Below are 18,494 nucleotides of genomic sequence, written 5' to 3' on the forward strand. Positions count from 1 at the left end.
AAGCATACATAAATTAAACATCCAACATTCAAAATTCAAAATTATATAAGCCGTTCAGCATGCGAAGCACACATAAATTAAAAATCCAACATTCAAAATTTAACATTAATAAAGTGTTGAATTTGCTAACAAAGGATTGCCAACAATGAAAGTACTCGTAACCGGCGCGGCCGGCTTCATTGGCTCCGCGCTCAGCCTCCGGCTTCTGGAGCGCGGCGACGAAGTCGTGGGAATAGATAACCACAATGACTATTACGATCCGGCCATCAAAGAGGCCCGTCTGGCCCGTCATGCAGACCACCCCAACTACACCCATTTGCGCATCGATCTGGGGGACAGGGCGGCGATCGAGGAGGCGTTTGCCACCCACAAGCCGCAGCGGGTCGTCAACCTCGCCGCCCAGGCCGGGGTACGCTATTCCATCGAAAATCCCATGGCCTACATCGACAGCAACCTGGTGGGGTTTGGTCATATCCTCGAAGGCTGCCGCCACAATGGCGTCGAACACCTGGTGTTTGCCTCGTCCAGCTCGGTCTACGGCGCCAACACCAACATGCCCTTTTCGGTGCATAACAATGTCGACCACCCCCTGAGTCTTTACGCGGCCAGCAAAAAAGCCAACGAGCTGATGGCCCACACCTACAGTCATCTGTACAACCTGCCGACCACCGGCCTGCGGTTTTTCACCGTCTACGGTCCCTGGGGCCGGCCGGATATGGCCCTGTTCCTGTTTACCCGTAAGATCCTGGCGGGCGAGCCCATTGACGTCTTCAACTACGGCAAGCACCGCCGCGACTTTACCTACATCGACGACATCGTCGAAGGCGTCATCCGCGTACTCGACCGACCCGCAACCGCCAACCCGGACTGGTCCGGCGACAGCCCCGATCCCGGCACCAGCATGGCCCCCTGGCGGGTTTACAACATCGGCAACAACAACCCGGTCGAGCTGGAACACTACATCGAAGTCCTGGAAGAGTGCCTGGGCAAAAAAGCCGAAAAAAACCTGCTTCCCCTGCAACCCGGCGACGTCCCCGACACCTACGCCGACGTCCAGGACCTGGTCAACGACACCGGCTACAAACCCGATACCAGCGTCGAAGAGGGCATCCGAAACTTCGTCGACTGGTACCGCGACTATCATAAAATATAAACAAAGTTGGCAGCCGCAGTTGTCAGTTACAGTTAACGACTTACGACTTACGACTTACGACTTACGACTTAGTACTAAGTACTAAGAACTCGGAACTAAGAACTAATTCATATGACTCAGCACTCAGAACCCAGTACTCAGCACTCGAGCTTCAGCATTAATAATGCGAAGCTCGCGATCATTGGCCTCGGCTACGTCGGCCTCCCCCTGGCCGTGGAATTCGGAAAAAAACAGCCCGTCGTCGGCTTCGACATCAATGCCAAACGCATCGCGGAACTGCAGCGCGGCCATGACGCCACCCTGGAAGTGGATAGCGACGAACTGTCACAAGCCGGGCAACTGAGTTTCACCAGTAATATCGATGACCTGGCCCAATGCAATGTCTACATCGTCACCGTGCCAACTCCCATCGACGAGCACAAACGCCCCGATCTGACCCCGCTGATCAAGGCCTCCGAGACCATCGGCAAAGTGTTAAAAAAAGACGACATCGTCATCTACGAATCCACCGTCTACCCCGGCTGCACCGAAGAAGACTGCGCCCCGGTTCTGGAAAAATATTCCGGGCTAACTTATCTCCATGCTGCCAACTGCCAACTGCCAACTGCCGACTACGCTCAACCAACTGCCGGCTTTTATTTAGGTTACAGCCCCGAACGCATCAACCCCGGCGACAAACAACATCGCGTGACCACCATTAAAAAAGTCACTTCCGGTTCCACCCCGGAGATCGCCGAGTTTGTCGATAACCTCTACGCCGGCATCATCACCGCCGGCACCCACAAGGCGTCCAGCATCAAGGTGGCCGAAGCGGCCAAGGTCATTGAAAACACCCAGCGCGACGTCAACATCGCCCTGATCAACGAGCTGGCCATTCTGTTTAATAAACTGGGTATCGATACTCTGCAGGTTCTTGAAGCTGCAGGCACCAAATGGAACTTCCTGCCGTTTCGTCCCGGCCTGGTCGGCGGCCACTGCATCGGTGTCGATCCCTATTACCTTACCCACAAGGCCCAGACCGTCGGCCACCATCCCGAGATGATCCTGGCCGGCCGCCGGCTCAACGACAACATGGGCGCCCACATCGTCTCGCAACTGGTCAAGGCCATGCTCAAAAAACGCATCCAGGTCGAGGGCAGCCGGATACTGGTTATGGGATTTGCTTTCAAGGAAAACTGCCCCGATCTGCGCAACACCCGTATCATCGATATCGTACAGGAGCTGAAAGAGTACAACGCCACGGTGGATGTCCACGATCCCTGGGTCGATGCGGATGAAGCCCGGCACGAATACAACCTCGAACTACTCACAAAACTTCCCTCTCCCCCCGGGGGAGAGGGCCAGGGAGAGGGGGAGTCCAGCCCCTACGACGCCATCATCATCGCCGTCGCCCATGACCAGTTCAAAAAAATGGGACCGCAGGCCATACGCTCACTCGGGAAAGAAAACCATGTCCTGTACGACATCAAATACCTGCTGCCTCCCGAAGAGTGTGACCTACGTTTATAACATGCGTAGGTACTAAGAACTAAGAACTTTATTTCTGTCCGAGCCCCCTCGGCGAAAAAACTTTAACTGAATCACTACCTCAATGCTTGATACCTACCGCAAAATCCGTGATCTGCTTGACGCCCGCGAGCGCCGCAACGCCGTGCTGTTGTTCGGCATGATGCTGGTCATGGGCTTGCTGGATGTCATTGGCGTCGCTTCGATTATGCCATTTATATCAGTGGTATCTAACCCGGAGGTGGTGGAGACAAATCTATATCTCAATGCCGTCTACACTAGCCTTGGTTTTACTAGTACCGATACCTTCCTGCTCTTCCTCGGTGGAGTTGTCTTTGTGCTGGTAGTAGGCAGTCTCATTTTCAAGGCGCTGACACACTGGGCTATGGCGCGCTTCACTCACATGCGCAACTACACTATCAGCATTCGCCTGCTGCGCGGCTACCTCGGGCGCCCTTACAGCTTCTTTCTGAACCGTCATAGCGCCGATCTCGGTAAATCGATACTCTCCGAAGTCCAACAGGTTATCAGTGTCGTTCTACTGCCAGCGGTGAACCTGTTGGCCCATGGTATTGTCGCCTTCTTTCTTATTGCTTTGGTGGTGATGGTGAATCCGATGGTTGCCATGGTCGCGGTACTGGTCCTCGGTGGCGTATACGGCCTCATCTATGGCGTACTGCGCCGCTACATTGGCCGCATCGGCGCTGAGCGTGTAAAGGCAAACCAGGAGCGCTTCCAGATCGCCCAGGAGGCACTGGGCGGCATCAAGGATGTCAAGGTCCTCGGGCTGGAGAACGGCTACATCCGTGGATTCGCTGGCCCGGCCAGCCGTTTTGCTCGTGTCCAGGCCATAAATCAGATCATAAATCAAGTGCCTCGCTTTGCCTTAGAAGCGCTGGTTTTAGGCGGCATGCTGGTACTGCTGCTGGTCCTGCTGGCAGTGGAGGAGGGCGAACTGGGCAACGTGTTGCCCCTTATTACTCTCTATGCCTTTGCCGGCATGCGGCTGATGCCAGCCCTGCAACAAATCTACGGCGCCCTTGCCAAGCTGCGTTTCGGCCAACCCGCCTTGGAGGCATTGCACCGTGATCTGGTAGAGACAGAGCAAGTTGGTGCCCTCCCCACTGCTAGGGTGCGTACGGAGACAGAGGAAGTGTTGTCGCTGAAGGAGCGCATCACGCTAGACGGCATCGTTTATACCTACCCGCAGGCCGAACAGCCCGCGTTGAACCACCTTAGTCTTACCATCCCGGCACGCACAACCGTCGGCTTGGTGGGCAGCACCGGCGCAGGCAAGACCACCGCCGTCGATCTCATCCTTGGCCTACTGGAGCCGCAACAAGGTCACCTGAAGATCGACGACCAGCCAATTAGTGGCGAAGAATTGCGCGCTTGGCAGCGCAACATAGGTTACGTACCTCAGAGCATCTTCCTTACTGACGACACCGTGGCGGCCAATATCGCCTTCGGTTTGCCACCAGAGCGGATTGACCCCGTCGCCGTGGAGAACGCCGCGCGCATCGCCGAATTGCACAACTTCGTGGTCAGTGAGATGCCTCAGGGCTACGACACCGTGGTGGGCGAGCGCGGTGTGCGCCTCTCTGGCGGCCAGCGTCAGCGCATTGGCATTGCCCGTGCCCTCTACCACGATCCGGAAGTACTGGTATTTGACGAGGCCACCAGCGCCTTGGATAACCTCACCGAGAGGGCGGTGATGGACGCGGTGCACAACCTAGGTCACCGCAAGACCATCATCATGATTGCCCATCGGCTTAGTACCGTGCGCCAGTGCGAACAGATCTATCTTCTTCAGGGTGGTGAAGTAATAGCGCATGGAAGTTACGAACAGCTCATTGATGAAAATCAGATCTTCCGGGAAATGGATACTATATAACAACCGTCTGTACTTTTTACTGTTTCATGATAATTAAGAAGGTGAAGTAATGAATCATACACCTAGTACATCAATACTTATTGACGATATAAAAATAGATAATTCTGAGCCTGTTTACTTTATTGCTGAAATAGGCTCAAATTTCGACGGCGATCTAAATCGGGCTAAAGAACTTATCTATATGGCGAAAGAGGCTGGTGCTGCTGCAGCTAAGTTTCAGCATTACACGGCAGGCTCACTAGTAAGTGACTATGGATTCAAAGAGTTGGGTGAAAAACAATCTCATCAAGCGGCATGGAAAAAGTCTGTATATCAGACTTATGAAGATGCTTCATTGAATAGAGAATGGACTGCTGAATTAAAAAAAACATGTGATGAAGTAGGCATTTCCTTCTTGACGAGCCCCTACTCGCTTGAGCTTGTAGATTACGTGGATACATTTGTGCCTGCATATAAAATAGGATCAGGAGATATAACGTGGCTAGATATTATCAAGCATATAGCTTTTAAGGAAAAGCCTATATTACTTGCGACAGGAGCCTCGGACATAGTTGATGTCAAACGCGCAGTTAATGTGATTTTAGAGAATACACCGGATTTGGTGCTGATGCAGTGCAATACAAACTATACAGCTGGACTCGATAACTATTCCAATCTTCAACTAAATGTGTTACGAACTTATGCGGAGATGTACCCCGGAGTTATATTAGGGCTGAGTGATCACATGCCGGGCCATGTTTCGGTGCTAGGTGCCGTTGCTTTGGGAGCGCGCGTGATTGAAAAGCATTTCACGGATTCCAATAAGCGAGAAGGACCGGACCATTCGTTTGCTATGGACCCTCAATCCTGGCGAGAAATGGTCGACCGAACAAGAGAGCTTGAAGCCTCCTTGGGTGATGGAACTAAGAAAATCGAGACGAATGAGCGTGAAACAGCAATTGTACAGCGCCGATGTGTTAGGGCTGCGCATGATCTTAAGATGGGGAAGGTAATTGAATTAAATGATCTGACTGTGTTGAGACCTTGTCCGTCAGATTCAATTGCACCGTTCGAAATCCATAAGCTAGTTGGTAAAAGACTGCTCAAAAATGTTGCGTGTGGAGCAGGCTTAAAATGGGCTGATGTCGAATAAACTCTAAATATTGGTATTATTATGATAGAGAGTATGATTTCAACTAATTCTAGAATTGTTGTAACAGGTGCTTGTGGATCCGTAGGGTCAGAACTAGTACGCCGTCTTCTAAGCTTGGGGCATACTGTTTGTGCTCTTGATCAAAGTGAGGATGGTCTTTTTAGACTTGATCAGGAGCTCAATGAAATAGCTGAAGGTCGTTTACGTTCATTCTTAGGTAACATCAGAGATGAGTACCGTCTTAGAATGGCTTTTGAAGGTGTTGATATTGTCTTTCACTGCGCTGCCTTGAAGCATGTTTATTTATCGGAGTATAACCCTTTCGAGGCGATGCAAACGAATATTGAAGGTTCGCACAATGTGATTCAGGCGGCCATTGCTGCAGATGTCGATCGTGTGATTTTTACAAGTAGCGACAAAGCAGTTAATCCAACCAGCACAATGGGTGCAAGTAAACTTTTGGGGGAGCGTTTGTTTGTATCGGCTAACCATCACGCTGGAAAACATAAAACTCGATTCTCCTGTGTGCGTTTTGGCAATGTTCTTAATTCGAACGGCTCAGTCTTGACAATCTTCAAAAGACAACTCGAAAATGGTTCACCAATTACTATAACATCAAAACAGATGACTCGTTTTTTCATTACTATGGAACAGGCGGTAGATCTTTGTTTGTATGCAGCATCTGAGATGTTGGGTGGTGAAATTTTTGTATTGAATATGGGTAGTAATGATATAATGACACTTGCGCGAGTTGTAAGTGGTGATGAGTCACCTGAATTTATAGAAATTGGTGTAAAGCCGGGCGAAAAACTCTATGAAGAGTTGGTAACAGAAAATGAAGCGCCTCGCACTGTATATGATGATCACGTTTATGTCGTTCTACCTGATACAGTAGATCTTATGTCAGATGAAACACGTCATGAGTATAGTAAGTACAATGACTTTCCACGCCTTAATGCCCCGTTACGCTCGGATCAGGACCTTTTGACTGAAGAAGAAGTAGCCAATATTCTTAGTTTTTCAAGCTTAATATAGTATACGGTTGGTTCGTGCCCAGTTTGTTGTGTGAAAGAGATAAAAATAAATGTATAAGTTGAACAAGCATTTTTCTGATCTCAGAGAAGCATATCAATCTGTTGGAAAGCGTACATGGCTTGCATCAGATTTTGATAAAACACAACTCGAAATTTCCAGATCCCTTTTTAATCCGGAAAGCCTTGAGTCACGAAATCCACGACCCAAAGCACAAGAAGTTTATGCGTTATTATCTGGATTACCCTTCGAAGAAGATTTCACGGAAGCGCTGATTTCTGTTCAAAAGGAAATATCAAAAATCCTTAAGGATAGCTTGCACTACTGGGTCTTGCCACAAAACCTCGGGTTGGAATATTGCGTATTTAAATGGCCAGACGACTATTGGCATGATAGTTGGCAATCTAGTATTGAAACAACATTGACAGCATTGAAGCCCTCCGTCTTTAAATTTATTATTGGCGGTATACAAATTAATCCAGATGGTTGTGTCGTCGCTAGAGGATTTGACAAAAATGCCGAAATATTTCGCTTGCGCACTAGACTCAAATCGGAAATATCTTTCATGCCGAAAAAGCAGTCTGCTTGGGCGCATGTTCCACTAGGACGAATTCTTGAACCATTAGGGGTGAGACGATTTTCGGATCTTGCGAGTTTAATGCAAGAACTCAGTGACATAACAATTGCATCAACCGAAATACGTAGCATGAAATTCATCCATGAGACACGTTGGTATATGGAAGAAAGAGAGCTTATTGCCGAGTATCCCCTTATTCAAACATCAGCAAAGTAGAATTATGAAAAAATCAGGGAAAGTAGTAGCAATTGTACAGGCGCGCATGGGATCTCGCCGGTTGCCTGGCAAGACCATGATGGATGTCGCGGGAGTCCCATTATTGGAACGCCTATTACGCCAACTTCAAGGCGCAACATCTCTTGATGAAATAGTCATCGCAACCAGTAGCGAACCGGCTGACGACGTCATTGCCGAATTTGGTCGGAATCTAGGTTATCGGGTCGTCCGTGGATCTAAAGAAAATGTTCTTAGTCGCTATATCAAAGCGGCTGACGCATCTGAAGCCGATATCGTGGTGCGAGTTACTGGTGATTGTCCGTTGCACTCGCCGGATACCGTCGATGAAGTAGTGTATACTTTCCTTGATTCAAATGCAGAATATGCCAGTAATACAAACCCGTACACAAGGCCCGATGGTCAGGATGTGGAGGTGTTTACTACATCGGTTATGAATCTGGCATCAACTTTCGCAGTTGATGAACCTGATCTTGAGCATGTTACCTTATGGATTCGTCGAAATCCTGATGTAGTCAAACTGGATGTATCACACCAGCCGCCAATTAACCCATCAATGCGTTGGTCTGTTGACCATCCGGACGATCTTGAATTTGTACGATTAGTGTGGGCTTGTCTAGACCGGCGTGGTCCAGGACCCTTCAACTTCGAGGAAATCATGTCAACCGTTACTGAAAGTGGTGCAGAACCAGGAAAAGCGATAATCAATGAGGGTTATTATCTGTCAATATTCAACACCGCTACTGCTGAAGCCGCACCGCCGCTATCTTTGGGCAAAAGCTTTGCTTGGTTGGAACGCAGTGAGCAAGTAATACCGGGTGGTGCACAAACCTACTCAAAGAGTTGGCGTCATCACATCAGGGGTGTAACGCCAATCTTTCTGGAAAACGGCAAAGGCGCGGTTGTCACGGATGTGGATGGTAACCAATATGTTGATCTTGTCCAAGGCTTATTGCCTAATATTTTAGGGTATGCACATGATGAAGTAGATCGCGCTGCCTATGAACGAGCAACTCATGGCCACTGTTTCACATTGCCTCATCCCATTGAGGTGGAGCTTGCAGAAAGGCTCTGCAGTCTGATCCCTTGCGCAGAGATGGTTCGATATGGAAAGAACGGTTCTGATGCCACGTCAGGTGCAATACGAGCAGCTAGAGCTTATACCGAAAGAGATCGGGTCGCAGTTTGTGGTTACCATGGTTGGCAAGACTGGTTTATTGGTTCTACTTCACGCAACGCAGGCGTACCAAAAACTGTCCAGGAACTGACGCACCCATTCCCTTATAATGATCTTGATGCACTTGAGGAGCTACTAGCGAGCAAATCCGGAGAGTTCGCTGCCGTGATAATGGAACCGGTCAATTTTAACTGGCCTGATCGTGAGTACCTGGCAAAGGTAAAAGAGATTGTGCATAAGCATGGTGCCTTACTTATTTTTGATGAAATATGTTCCGGTTTCCATTTTCAGCTTGGTGGCGCACAAAAGATATTCGACGTAACGCCTGATATGGCTACCTTCGGAAAGGCTATGGGTAATGGCTGGCCAATTAGCTGCATCGTAGGACGCCGTGATGTTATGAAAGTTTTCGAAGATGCTTTCGTGAGCTTTACTTTTGCTGGTGACGTGTCTGCTATGGCTGCATCATTGAAAGTCCTTGATATTCTTGAACACGGTGATGCATATGCACGCATGACTGCTGCTGGTACCAAACTATTTGATGGCGCACGGATCATGGCTGAAGCGGCGGGTTTAAAAGATACCTTCATCTTAAAGGGACATCCACATTGGGCGACATTTGCATTCATTAACGAAAATGGCGAAGATGACCCGGCAACAAAAGCTCTTTGGTTACAGGAAGTTACGCGTCGAGGAGTACTGATGTTAACTACGTTTAATATTTCAGCAGCACTAGATGAAGCTGCAGTGAACATAGTGCTTTCTGCTTTCGCTCATGGCTTCAAACGTATTGCAGAGGCTCGAAATAATGGTATTGATCCTAAAGAGTGGTTAGAGGGGCCTGTTCCCGTGCCAGCGTTCCAAGCCAGAAGTTAATCTATCCTCATTAACATAGTAAAGAGAGTAACTATACAAGGTAAAGCTATATATGAATCAATTTGTATGATTCAAGAATTTTAGACAAGGTTTTTCATGATAATCAGTCATAAATATAAATATATTTTTTTGCATACCCCTAAGGTCGCTGGCTCATCGATTGCTGTCTATTTGAGTCAGTTTCTTGGTGATGACGACTTGATGCTCGATGCTTGGAATGACGCATTGAATAATCGTATTCCATACAACAAAAGAGTTTTTAGAGAGATTAACAATGAATACGGCTTGCAAATGATTTCTGAGGCGCTGAAGCGCAGGGAAAATGATGGCAAATTATTTGAAAGGCCAGTTCTCGATTATGCGCTTAGAAAGAATATAGCGAAGAAATTGGGAACAGAGAGCGTGCATGCTGCTGCTATCCAGGTTGCACAATATGCTCCGGAGGAGTGGAGTAATTATTTTAAATTCGCTTTTTTGCGTAATCCGTATACTCATGCGGTTTCTTTTTTTAGATTTAATGAATCTGCATGGTCTCTTGCAGCCGGCAAAGAAAATGAACTGTTTGAAAATAATAGTAATAGTAATGGGCAATTCAAGAATTTTTTGAGGGGGGTATTATATGAGCGCAATAAGGGCATACAACAGAACTCACTGCCTGAGCGAAATTATGAAATCCCTGGAGATAAAATCTACATGATTGATGGTGATATAGCAGTAGATTATATCGGTAGGTTTGAGACGCTTGAGGCTGATATTGAAAAAATTTCAAATATTATTAAGCTTCCTCCGTCAGTGATACCATTTCCGCATACAAAAAAAAATTCTCCAGTGAATATAAGAGATATATATGATGATGAGTCTAAAGCTCTGGTAGAGGAAATCTGGTCTAATGTTTTTAGACATTTTGATTATGAATTTCCTTTGTAAAGTCGCGTATTCAAATTGAAAGTGCATCATCAAGTTTAATCACGAAAGATACCTGATTCGTGGTTTCGATACTAATGCATTACCGTGTGCGATTATTGGGATTATCCATTACGCAGTCAACATGTTGTTGAGTGATTCTCGTAAAATTATGCTTCTTGGGAAAATGCTAGCGGAGTGAGTGCATTCGTATTTTCATTCAAGCCACATACCCACGAAGCGAAGGGATGGGCAATGTAGAATTACGCATTGGGTGCCTTGGCGATTTTTTTTGATGCTGAGAAAATTCCCGGCCATTATTGACTGTGATCGTATGAACCCAGTGTGCCAGAGGTTTGAGTAATTGAGGTATTGCTTCGTAGACGGCATCAGCTATCTTCCGCGCCACATTGGCGAGCTGCTTAAAGCGTGATTTATGTTCTACCAGCGTTACCAGTGCCTGATGGTGTTTTATCGATAACGGTATAGAATTCCCAATCGCCGAAATAGCGGTGTGACTCGACGATAGCCTTCGTCGGTGGATGGAGAGACATTGTTCGGGATCTGGTGGCGAAATGAATAGGGAGCAAAGTGCTTCTTGCGTTGCTTCTGGCAACGCAGATGCCGATTGAGTGGCCGTCAGCCTGCTAATCGGCGATGGATATATTGGTAAATGGGCTTGTGACTGACAGATCGGCTTCCTGAGCTAGACAACAACAGATATTCTCGGGACTCCAGTCTTCGCACAGGAGCTGGCGAACAAGGCGCCAGGTAGCATTATCGGTGTGAGGTCAAACTTTGACCGTATGAGCGCTGAAGACAGAAGCGATGGGCTGTGCGCGAGGTATTTCCGATATCCCTGGTTGCGGTGCAACGCATACCTCATGGTGGTTACATATACGCCGATAGAATTATCGACCTTTGTTTAAGTAAGAACCAACTTTCATAGTGCGCAAAATTGATGCTGTTGTTGCAGGGTAAGCTGCGTGTATTGCTCATGTGTGTTCTCAAACCTTGAGCGGTGAGCGAAGTCATATAGTCTAATGTGGCTTGCCTCGCGCCAAACTAATTGAATTGCATATACAAATTGAATTCAGGTTATAAATGTATGAGTGTAGAAAAAGTAAAATTTATAATTGATCCAGGGTATATACCAGCGAAGGAATTAGAGAAAATAATATCAGAATATGAAATATCACATGATGTCAGTGTGGTGTATGCGCGTCCTAGGAATAAATCGCGATGGAGTAAAAATAATTTTCCTGAAATAAGTACCTCGTATGACGAAATCGAAGAGGTTGTTCAATCTAATAAAAAATATCTTCCAGATGTGTATATCGATAAATTAATTTCATTGATAAATGATCATCGTACGCTATTGCTTTGTGAGCGATGCCGCAATAGAAGGTATGGGGTAAGCTTATTTAATGAACTACGTCGTATAGAAAAAATGTTATATGGTTCTTTTGTTTACTTGAATAGTAAAAAACCAGAATTTCTATTACTTTTTTCTACGCCGCACCACCCTAGAGTATGGGCTCTTGCAATGGCGGCTGAATATATTAGTATACCTGTATATATAGTAGAGGAAGCACCAATACCATGGAGATATTGGTTGATATCCGGGATAGATAGTCGTAAGTGTGTGCCTTTGTTCGAAGTAGATAAAAAAAATAAAATTACCAGCACATTGTCAGCTGAAGTTGAGCAATTTATAAAATACAAAAACCAATCTTATAAAGATGCGATTCCATATTATGAAAAAGAGCGTATAGAGGCAAGGGGAGGTAAATATTGGTCATGGCGAAAAGAAATATCTGACCATAAGTTTCACTTAGTATCGCTATTAAAAAAATGGCGACTATTTAAGTCATATTACCAATTTGTTAATACTACAGAGATAGATGCCCCGTATTTAGTATTTTTCATGCATCGCCAACCAGAGAGAACTTCTTTACCAGAAGGGATGAGTTTTTCACAGCAATGGTATGCAATACGGGCAATTTCTCTCGCTTTACCTCCAGGATATAGGTTGTATGTGAAAGAGCATCCATCAACCTTCACGAATATAACTGATGAGCGATACCGGCATAAAGGTTTTTATTCTGATATCGATGCCTTAACGAATACCTTCCTTCTTCCTCTTGAAGAGGATACGTTTCAATTAATTGATAATGCCGTCGCTGTTTGTACTTTAACGGGTATTGTGGGCATAGAAGCCCTTACTAGAGGGACGCCTGTAATTGCATTTGGCAACCCTTCGTATCGTAGTGCCCCGGGTGTTTTCATAGCGAGCAATGAAAATGATATTTCTGCTGCTATTAATAAGATAAATCTTACGCACAATGAGAAGGATTTAACTTCTGCTGTTAGGCAATACCTGCAGTGGGTGGTTAAGAATTCTGTTTCTGGGTTTGAGCAAGACGAAATTGATTATAGCTATTATCCAGAAAAGGTAAGAATAGCTGGGCATATTAGGTTATTGAAACGGCTATTGGATTACACAAAAGAGCATCAAGAGCTGTGATCAGATGTGTTTATTGAAAACATGGCTCCATATAAAAGTATAAGGCTGAGAACATATGGTTAAAAAGTTATTAAAAATTCTACAATTCGCATTTTTATTTCCAAAGTCATTTGTAAATATAAATTTATGGGCCAGAGATGAGCTACGAAAAAATCGATTAACAGTATTATCAGATAGTGCAGGATCTGATAAAGGTACGAAAAAGCATTTATATACTCGTATTTATGATGATTTATTTGACAAAGAAAGGGAAAAAATAAAATGTATACTGGAAATTGGGCTTCTGTGTCACTCAGTTCAAAACATTATTGGGGGTAACAAATTTTCTTCTGTACCTTCTCTCGATATGTGGAGCAAGTACTTTCCCGCAGCTAATGTGTATGGGTTTGATGATAAGGACTTTACTAATGCTCATGGTGCATGGACGAAGATATATAGAGGTGACCAAAGTAACAGGGAAGATCTTGCGAAGATATCATCCTCTGATGGCGGCTTTGATGTGGTAATTGATGACGCATTACATGCATCCTATCATCAGCAAGTCACATTTTCTTTCCTGTTTTCTGAGCTCAAGCCTGGAGGGTTTTATATTATTGAGGATTTGCATTTTCAGCCGAGTTGGGTAGAAGAACTACATCCTATAGGTAAAACTATCGATTACCTTGAAAAATTGCGAAGCACTGGTGTATGGGATTCTCCGGTTGCAACAGAAGATGAGAAGAAATTAATTGAGAATACAGTAGAATCTATAGAGTTTTACGATAGTATGAGTCAGGGATTGTCTGGTGTAAGAGCACTCGCTGTAATACGTAAAAAATTATAATTTAATTATCTGTTAGGATATCTACTGATAATATTTTGTTTCCCTTACCCGTCAAAGAATAGTGAATTATATATTGTCTGGCTAGCATCTGCATGTTTATAACGTGAATGACATCAGACAATATAACCCATCTGTTTATAAGTGTCTTGAATACTATGTTGGTAGTAAATCAAGAATCACATTTAGTATATATGTTGTGGATTTAAAAAAAGGGCTATAATGCGTAAATCATCATCTTGGCACTCCCTTAACGCAGATCGCGGATTAAGCAAAATAGAGAAAATTCGGTGGATGATATATAATATTATCAACAATAGCATGCCACAGCGAAACTTGGATCCAAATCTCAATGTCAAGACATTTGATCTTGAAAATCCTGACCATAATTGGCAAAAAGTAAGTTCAATTGCGTCACCCGCAAGACGTATGAGTGATTTTTTTTGGCTTCAGCTACCATGGGAGCAGTTAGCAATGGAGCTCGGGAGTCAGGTGAGCGCAGTTGAAGTGGGTTGTGGAAGCGGACGTTATGGTAGCTTGTTGAAGGAGTGCTTGGGGGATAAGTTAATTGAATATATTGGAATTGATATTAAGCCCCATAAGGATTGGCGTGAATTATCCAAAGACAATAGGTTTAAATTCGTTGTAGGTGATTCGTCTTCTATGTCTGAGTACTTACAATCGGCAAATTTAATTATTACCCAGAGTGCCTTGGAACATTTTGATGAAGATTTAACTTTTTTTCGTCAGATTTCCGATTATATTAATAGCGCTGGTAAGCCTGTTATTCAAGTTCATTTAATGCCTTCTGCTGGATGTCAGATGACATTTCTTTGGCATGGAGTCCGACACTATACACCAAGAACAGTTTCAAAAATAACCAAAATTTTTGATTCTGATACGGTGAAAACCCTTTATTCTCTCGGTTCAAGAAATTGTAATAGAGTACATCGCCGTTTTATTACGATTCCGAGACGGTTTGGTAAAGGAGATCAAAGAGAATGCAAAATAGGCACGTATCAATCCCAACTGCATGATGCTATCGAGCGAGATCTACAAAAACCGAAAAAAAACGAAGCTTGTTTTTACGCGTTATTGTTACAAAGTAACGTAATGAATCCTCTCGCTATCTAGAATGAGAAATATATGGCTGATATTGTCATAGTTTTTGATTCCGGCTTCGGCGGAGGTGGTGCAGAGCGAGTCGCATTACACCTGGTAGATTATTGGATTAAACAAGGTAGAACAGTCCAGTTGGTTACGATGCGTGGTCCTGAACATGATTTCTATACGGTGCCTTCCAATGCACAGCGTATTGTACTTGGTGGTACTGCTAAATCACGTAACAAAATCTTTGGGTTGCTGAATAATATCCCCCGAGTTCTACGGTTGCGAAGTGCATTAGTACAATCTGATGCACAAATTATCCTTGCATTCCAAACTCGTACAAACATAAGAACTATACTAGCATGCTTTGGTTCTGGCAAAAGAGTCATTATTTCTGAACGTAATGACCCTTCGCGACAACTTTTTGGCTGGCCTTGGCCCTGGTTACGTAGAATGCTTTATAGATATGCGGATATTGTTACAGCAAATTCTCAAATAGCATTGGAGTATATGCGAGATTATGTTCCGGGACATAAACTCACCTATGTTCCCAATCCAGTAGTCGTACCAGATTCTTCCGCTCACTTAAAGCAGTCTACCAAGATCCTCAATGTAAGTAGCCTGAAATCACATAAAGGCCAGGAACTGTTGATTGAAGCTATCGCGCTGCTGGGGGAAGGACTAGGTGGATGGACTGTCGACTTGCTGGGAGAAGGCCCGGAGCGGAATAACTTGAATTCACTCGTTTACACGCACAGTTTGCAAAATCGGGTCCTTTTTCATGGTCTCGTAGATGACCCGTCCCCATTTTACCTATCTGCAGGGATATTTGTTTTTCCTTCGACATATGAAGGCACACCAAATGCACTACTTGAAGCTATGGCGTTTGGACTACCATGTATAGTCTCAGACAGTTTACCTGGAGCATTAGAGCATATTGAGGATGGAGTAACAGGACTCGTATTTCGCAATGGAGACACATCAGATCTAGCAGAGAAAATACAGAAACTGATTGAGGATGTTAATTTGCGAATAAATTTTGGATCGGCCGCTCGAGAGAGTATGAAAGTGTTGGCCTCAAAAAACCAGATGATGGCATGGGATTCGCTGCTAAAACCTAGTGGGCGCCAGTGATTGCGTGACATGTAATGTATATTTTTCAGAAAAATGACACCAAATATAGAGCGTGGTCTAAAGGACTTGATGAATATGGAATTGAAACTACGGCAATAACCGGCTCACCGATTAAAGCTCCATTATTGATTTTATGGATGATTATAAAAAAGAAGCCTATCAATGGTTATATATTTCGTTACCTTAATGATTATCCATCATTACCTAAAACCATTGTTAGGTTGTTGTCCGAGTTAGCCACGATTCTGCTTGTTAAAATATTTGGTGGGCATGTCATCTGGATTGCCCATAATGTGGACAAAGAATCATCGTGTCACTATAAGACGTTAACAAACATTCGGCGTTTATGTATAAAAAATGCTGCAACATGCATATTCGTTACGGATCCGTTGCTTCTAAAATATGCACAAAAAGAAATATCTGATACTAAAAATATAGACTGGACTTGTTTTGGCAGGCCATCTGATTTGCCCGTAAATAGGGAAACTTTAAAAGTGCAAGATGCAATTCGTTCTCTTCGTTACAAATTGGAATTAAATAATCCTGAGAAAAAAGTTTATATTGGTTTGTGTGTAAGTTCACCAAGTACTAAATGTATACATTTTTTAACTGTCAGTAATTTTGTAGACCGTTATAATCATGCTGGCGTAATTGTGGGTGTTGTGGTAGTTGGTGCTATTGGGTTAATTCATGACGAACGTTTTCAGTGGGCACGAAATGAAATTATTAACCATGAACATATTGTATTATTGGACGAGACAATTTCAGTTCGAGAACAGTATCTCAAGAATGATATAGATTTTTTTTATCGCGCACTTGATGATTTGTCAGTATCTTATAGTGTGTATGTATCTGCTTCTATTAGAAAGCCTATTGTTACTGAAGAAGGAACATTCTTGGCTGAAATGATTGATTGTTATGAGTTGGGAGGTGTTTCACCTTTAAAATCGTCATGTGAAAACGAGAATTGGCTAGAGACGCTATTAAAATCTTGGCAGCCAGAAAAATCGGAAAAGTTTTTAGATGATAGAAACTGGAATGTTGCCGCAGCTCAGCTCATATCTGCAATAAAGGGAAGAGAGTAGCAATTTTGATTTACCGTGAAATAACAACTAATTCAGAATATCCAGATGGTTTGCACGCCATTAAGGCTAACGTGCTTCTAAACACTTTATTAGTTGTTTATATGTTGTCGATATTTTATGCGCCAATGCTACTTCATGGTCGGTATTTCGCTTATTCATATTTGCCAGCATGGTTTTTTTCACATGCTACCATATTAGTTGCTCTAAGCGAAAAGCGAGTACATTTGAGTATATATGTGGTTCTTTACATAATATTTTCAATCTTTTGTTTGGCATCGATTGGCTGGAGTATAGACCCAGACGTTACATTCAGTCGAGCCGTACGTGTTGCTGCAGTTGCTATGGTGCTACCAGGTATCTGGTTGTACTGCTCATCTGTGGATCGGATCAATAAATTTATACTTACTTATGTAATAACCGCAGCTTCAGCTGTATTGATTGGTTTTTTCTTTAACTGGTCTGCAGCTGAGCGCCAATTTCTTGGTGTTTCATCTAGTGCCGTGGCATTTACTTATGGTACTGCAGCAATTTTCTCATTTCTTGGATGGCTGATCAATCAAAAAAAGCAATGGTTATTATTGATCCCGCTTTTTTTATCTCCAATTGTTGCAGTAGGGTCTGTTCGAGGTTTTGTATTGATATTAGGCGTGCTTGCTATGTATGGCTTAATAAGGACTGCGCGTAAACTGGTGAGGCTTCAATTATTTTCTTTCAGCAAGAATTTTTCTATTATAGCATTAATATCTGTGTTAATTCTTATAACTATAAATAGCTCATCAAAGTTAACTGATAGAATCGACCGTAATATTTCCACTGCTAATGAAGTTCTGACCGAAGGCTATAAAATTCAAAATACCGGCGCCGCAGGACTTCGCCTCATACTTATTTATGAAGGAATTGACTATCTTCGCCATAATCTGACTTTTTTTGGCAAGGGTTTGGATGCGAGTTATTCGATATATCAGGATAGGATTGGGATGCGCGCATATTCTCATACAACATACATTGATTTATTAATGGGGGTCGGCATATTTGGTACGTTGCTTTTTTATTCAATGTTTTTTCATTTTTTATTCCGACTCATTTCCAAAAAAATATATCCTGATAGTCTAATAGATGGGCTGATTTCTATTGTCTCCATGCTTTTAGTATTTAGCCTGGTCGCACGAGTTTTTTCAATTCATCATGTGATGATGTTGTTTGTTTTGATACATGCTATTTATTATAATACTAAGCTGTTTAATGTTAGTACAAAATCACAGCTAAACCCGAAAAATATCTGATTCATTGTCTTTATACAAAAGCGAAACCAATTTGCAAGTTTAACCCCACTGGTT

Annotated in this window: 14 protein-coding genes; all 14 read left to right on the top strand. The window is 43.9% G+C overall.

The genetic code is table 11. From position 1 onward, the window contains the following. Nucleotides 1–145: 145 nt before the first annotated feature. Entirely contained in the window at nucleotides 146–1,153 is a 1,008-nt protein-coding gene (locus tag EDC23_RS05135; protein WP_134081839.1) for an NAD-dependent epimerase, read from the top strand. Nucleotides 1,154–1,264: 111 nt separating this feature from the next. Then, nucleotides 1,265–2,662 carry a Vi polysaccharide biosynthesis UDP-N-acetylglucosamine C-6 dehydrogenase TviB gene (gene tviB / locus EDC23_RS05140; RefSeq protein ID WP_134081841.1) on the top strand — a complete coding sequence of 466 codons (1,398 nt, stop codon included), beginning with the start codon at nucleotides 1,265–1,267 and terminating at the stop codon, nucleotides 2,660–2,662. Nucleotides 2,663–2,744: 82 nt separating this feature from the next. Further along, nucleotides 2,745–4,553 carry an ABC transporter ATP-binding protein gene (locus tag EDC23_RS05145; RefSeq protein ID WP_208321285.1) on the top strand — a complete coding sequence of 603 codons (1,809 nt, stop codon included), beginning with the start codon at nucleotides 2,745–2,747 and terminating at the stop codon, nucleotides 4,551–4,553. 49 nt (nucleotides 4,554–4,602) lie between these two features. Next, nucleotides 4,603–5,685, top strand: a complete 1,083-nt coding sequence (locus EDC23_RS05150) for an N-acetylneuraminate synthase family protein (protein ID WP_134081843.1) — start codon at nucleotides 4,603–4,605, stop codon at nucleotides 5,683–5,685. A gap of 33 nt (nucleotides 5,686–5,718) precedes the next feature. Beyond that, entirely contained in the window at nucleotides 5,719–6,720 is a 1,002-nt protein-coding gene (locus tag EDC23_RS05155) for an SDR family NAD(P)-dependent oxidoreductase (RefSeq protein ID WP_166668773.1), read from the top strand. A gap of 49 nt (nucleotides 6,721–6,769) precedes the next feature. Continuing rightward, entirely contained in the window at nucleotides 6,770–7,510 is a 741-nt protein-coding gene (locus tag EDC23_RS05160) for a hypothetical protein (RefSeq protein WP_134081847.1), read from the top strand. 4 nt (nucleotides 7,511–7,514) lie between these two features. Then, the gene (locus tag EDC23_RS05165; protein WP_166668774.1) at nucleotides 7,515–9,581 is read left to right on the top strand and encodes an aminotransferase class III-fold pyridoxal phosphate-dependent enzyme; all 2,067 of its coding nucleotides are present in this window, start codon (nucleotides 7,515–7,517) and stop codon (nucleotides 9,579–9,581) included. Nucleotides 9,582–9,677: 96 nt separating this feature from the next. Next, nucleotides 9,678–10,508, top strand: coding sequence for a sulfotransferase family 2 domain-containing protein (locus EDC23_RS05170; protein WP_134081851.1), 831 nt, complete (start codon nucleotides 9,678–9,680; stop codon nucleotides 10,506–10,508). 1,084 nt (nucleotides 10,509–11,592) lie between these two features. Then, nucleotides 11,593–13,011 (top strand): capsular polysaccharide export protein, LipB/KpsS family, encoded by a 1,419-nt coding sequence (locus EDC23_RS05175; protein WP_134081853.1) that lies wholly within the window; start codon nucleotides 11,593–11,595, stop codon nucleotides 13,009–13,011. A gap of 55 nt (nucleotides 13,012–13,066) precedes the next feature. Next, a complete protein-coding gene (locus tag EDC23_RS05180) occupies nucleotides 13,067–13,834 on the top strand; it encodes a hypothetical protein (protein WP_134081855.1) in 768 nt (255 codons plus the stop codon). Between the two features lie 219 nt (nucleotides 13,835–14,053). Then, nucleotides 14,054–14,965: a class I SAM-dependent methyltransferase gene (locus EDC23_RS05185; RefSeq protein WP_134081857.1), complete on the top strand. Its 912-nt coding sequence runs from the start codon at nucleotides 14,054–14,056 to the stop codon at nucleotides 14,963–14,965. 12 nt (nucleotides 14,966–14,977) lie between these two features. Next, entirely contained in the window at nucleotides 14,978–16,072 is a 1,095-nt protein-coding gene (locus EDC23_RS05190; RefSeq protein WP_134081859.1) for a glycosyltransferase family 4 protein, read from the top strand. 14 nt (nucleotides 16,073–16,086) lie between these two features. Then, the gene (locus EDC23_RS05195; RefSeq protein ID WP_134081861.1) at nucleotides 16,087–17,157 is read left to right on the top strand and encodes a hypothetical protein; all 1,071 of its coding nucleotides are present in this window, start codon (nucleotides 16,087–16,089) and stop codon (nucleotides 17,155–17,157) included. 5 nt (nucleotides 17,158–17,162) lie between these two features. Further along, complete coding sequence (locus EDC23_RS05200) at nucleotides 17,163–18,440, top strand: hypothetical protein (RefSeq protein WP_134081863.1); 1,278 nt, start codon at nucleotides 17,163–17,165, stop codon at nucleotides 18,438–18,440. Nucleotides 18,441–18,494: the final 54 nt, after the last annotated feature.

It is taken from the genome of Thiohalophilus thiocyanatoxydans (genome assembly GCF_004366735.1).
In the GTDB taxonomy this organism is placed as follows: domain Bacteria; phylum Pseudomonadota; class Gammaproteobacteria; order UBA6429; family Thiohalophilaceae; genus Thiohalophilus; species Thiohalophilus thiocyanatoxydans.

Bases quoted from the DNA above. Each gene is read 5' to 3' on its own strand.
- EDC23_RS05145 (WP_208321285.1), top strand. From the start codon at position 2,745: ATGCTTGATACCTACCGCAAAATCCGTGATCTGCTTGACGCCCGCGAG.
- EDC23_RS05185 (WP_134081857.1), top strand. From the start codon at position 14,054: ATGCGTAAATCATCATCTTGGCACTCCCTTAACGCAGATCGCGGATTA.
- EDC23_RS05150 (WP_134081843.1), top strand. From the start codon at position 4,603: ATGAATCATACACCTAGTACATCAATACTTATTGACGATATAAAAATA.
- EDC23_RS05190 (WP_134081859.1), top strand. From the start codon at position 14,978: ATGGCTGATATTGTCATAGTTTTTGATTCCGGCTTCGGCGGAGGTGGT.
- tviB (WP_134081841.1), top strand. From the start codon at position 1,265: ATGACTCAGCACTCAGAACCCAGTACTCAGCACTCGAGCTTCAGCATT.
- EDC23_RS05155 (WP_166668773.1), top strand. From the start codon at position 5,719: ATGATTTCAACTAATTCTAGAATTGTTGTAACAGGTGCTTGTGGATCC.
- EDC23_RS05170 (WP_134081851.1), top strand. From the start codon at position 9,678: ATGATAATCAGTCATAAATATAAATATATTTTTTTGCATACCCCTAAG.
- EDC23_RS05180 (WP_134081855.1), top strand. From the start codon at position 13,067: ATGGTTAAAAAGTTATTAAAAATTCTACAATTCGCATTTTTATTTCCA.
- EDC23_RS05160 (WP_134081847.1), top strand. From the start codon at position 6,770: ATGTATAAGTTGAACAAGCATTTTTCTGATCTCAGAGAAGCATATCAA.
- EDC23_RS05135 (WP_134081839.1), top strand. From the start codon at position 146: ATGAAAGTACTCGTAACCGGCGCGGCCGGCTTCATTGGCTCCGCGCTC.
- EDC23_RS05165 (WP_166668774.1), top strand. From the start codon at position 7,515: ATGAAAAAATCAGGGAAAGTAGTAGCAATTGTACAGGCGCGCATGGGA.
- EDC23_RS05175 (WP_134081853.1), top strand. From the start codon at position 11,593: ATGAGTGTAGAAAAAGTAAAATTTATAATTGATCCAGGGTATATACCA.
- EDC23_RS05195 (WP_134081861.1), top strand. From the start codon at position 16,087: ATGTATATTTTTCAGAAAAATGACACCAAATATAGAGCGTGGTCTAAA.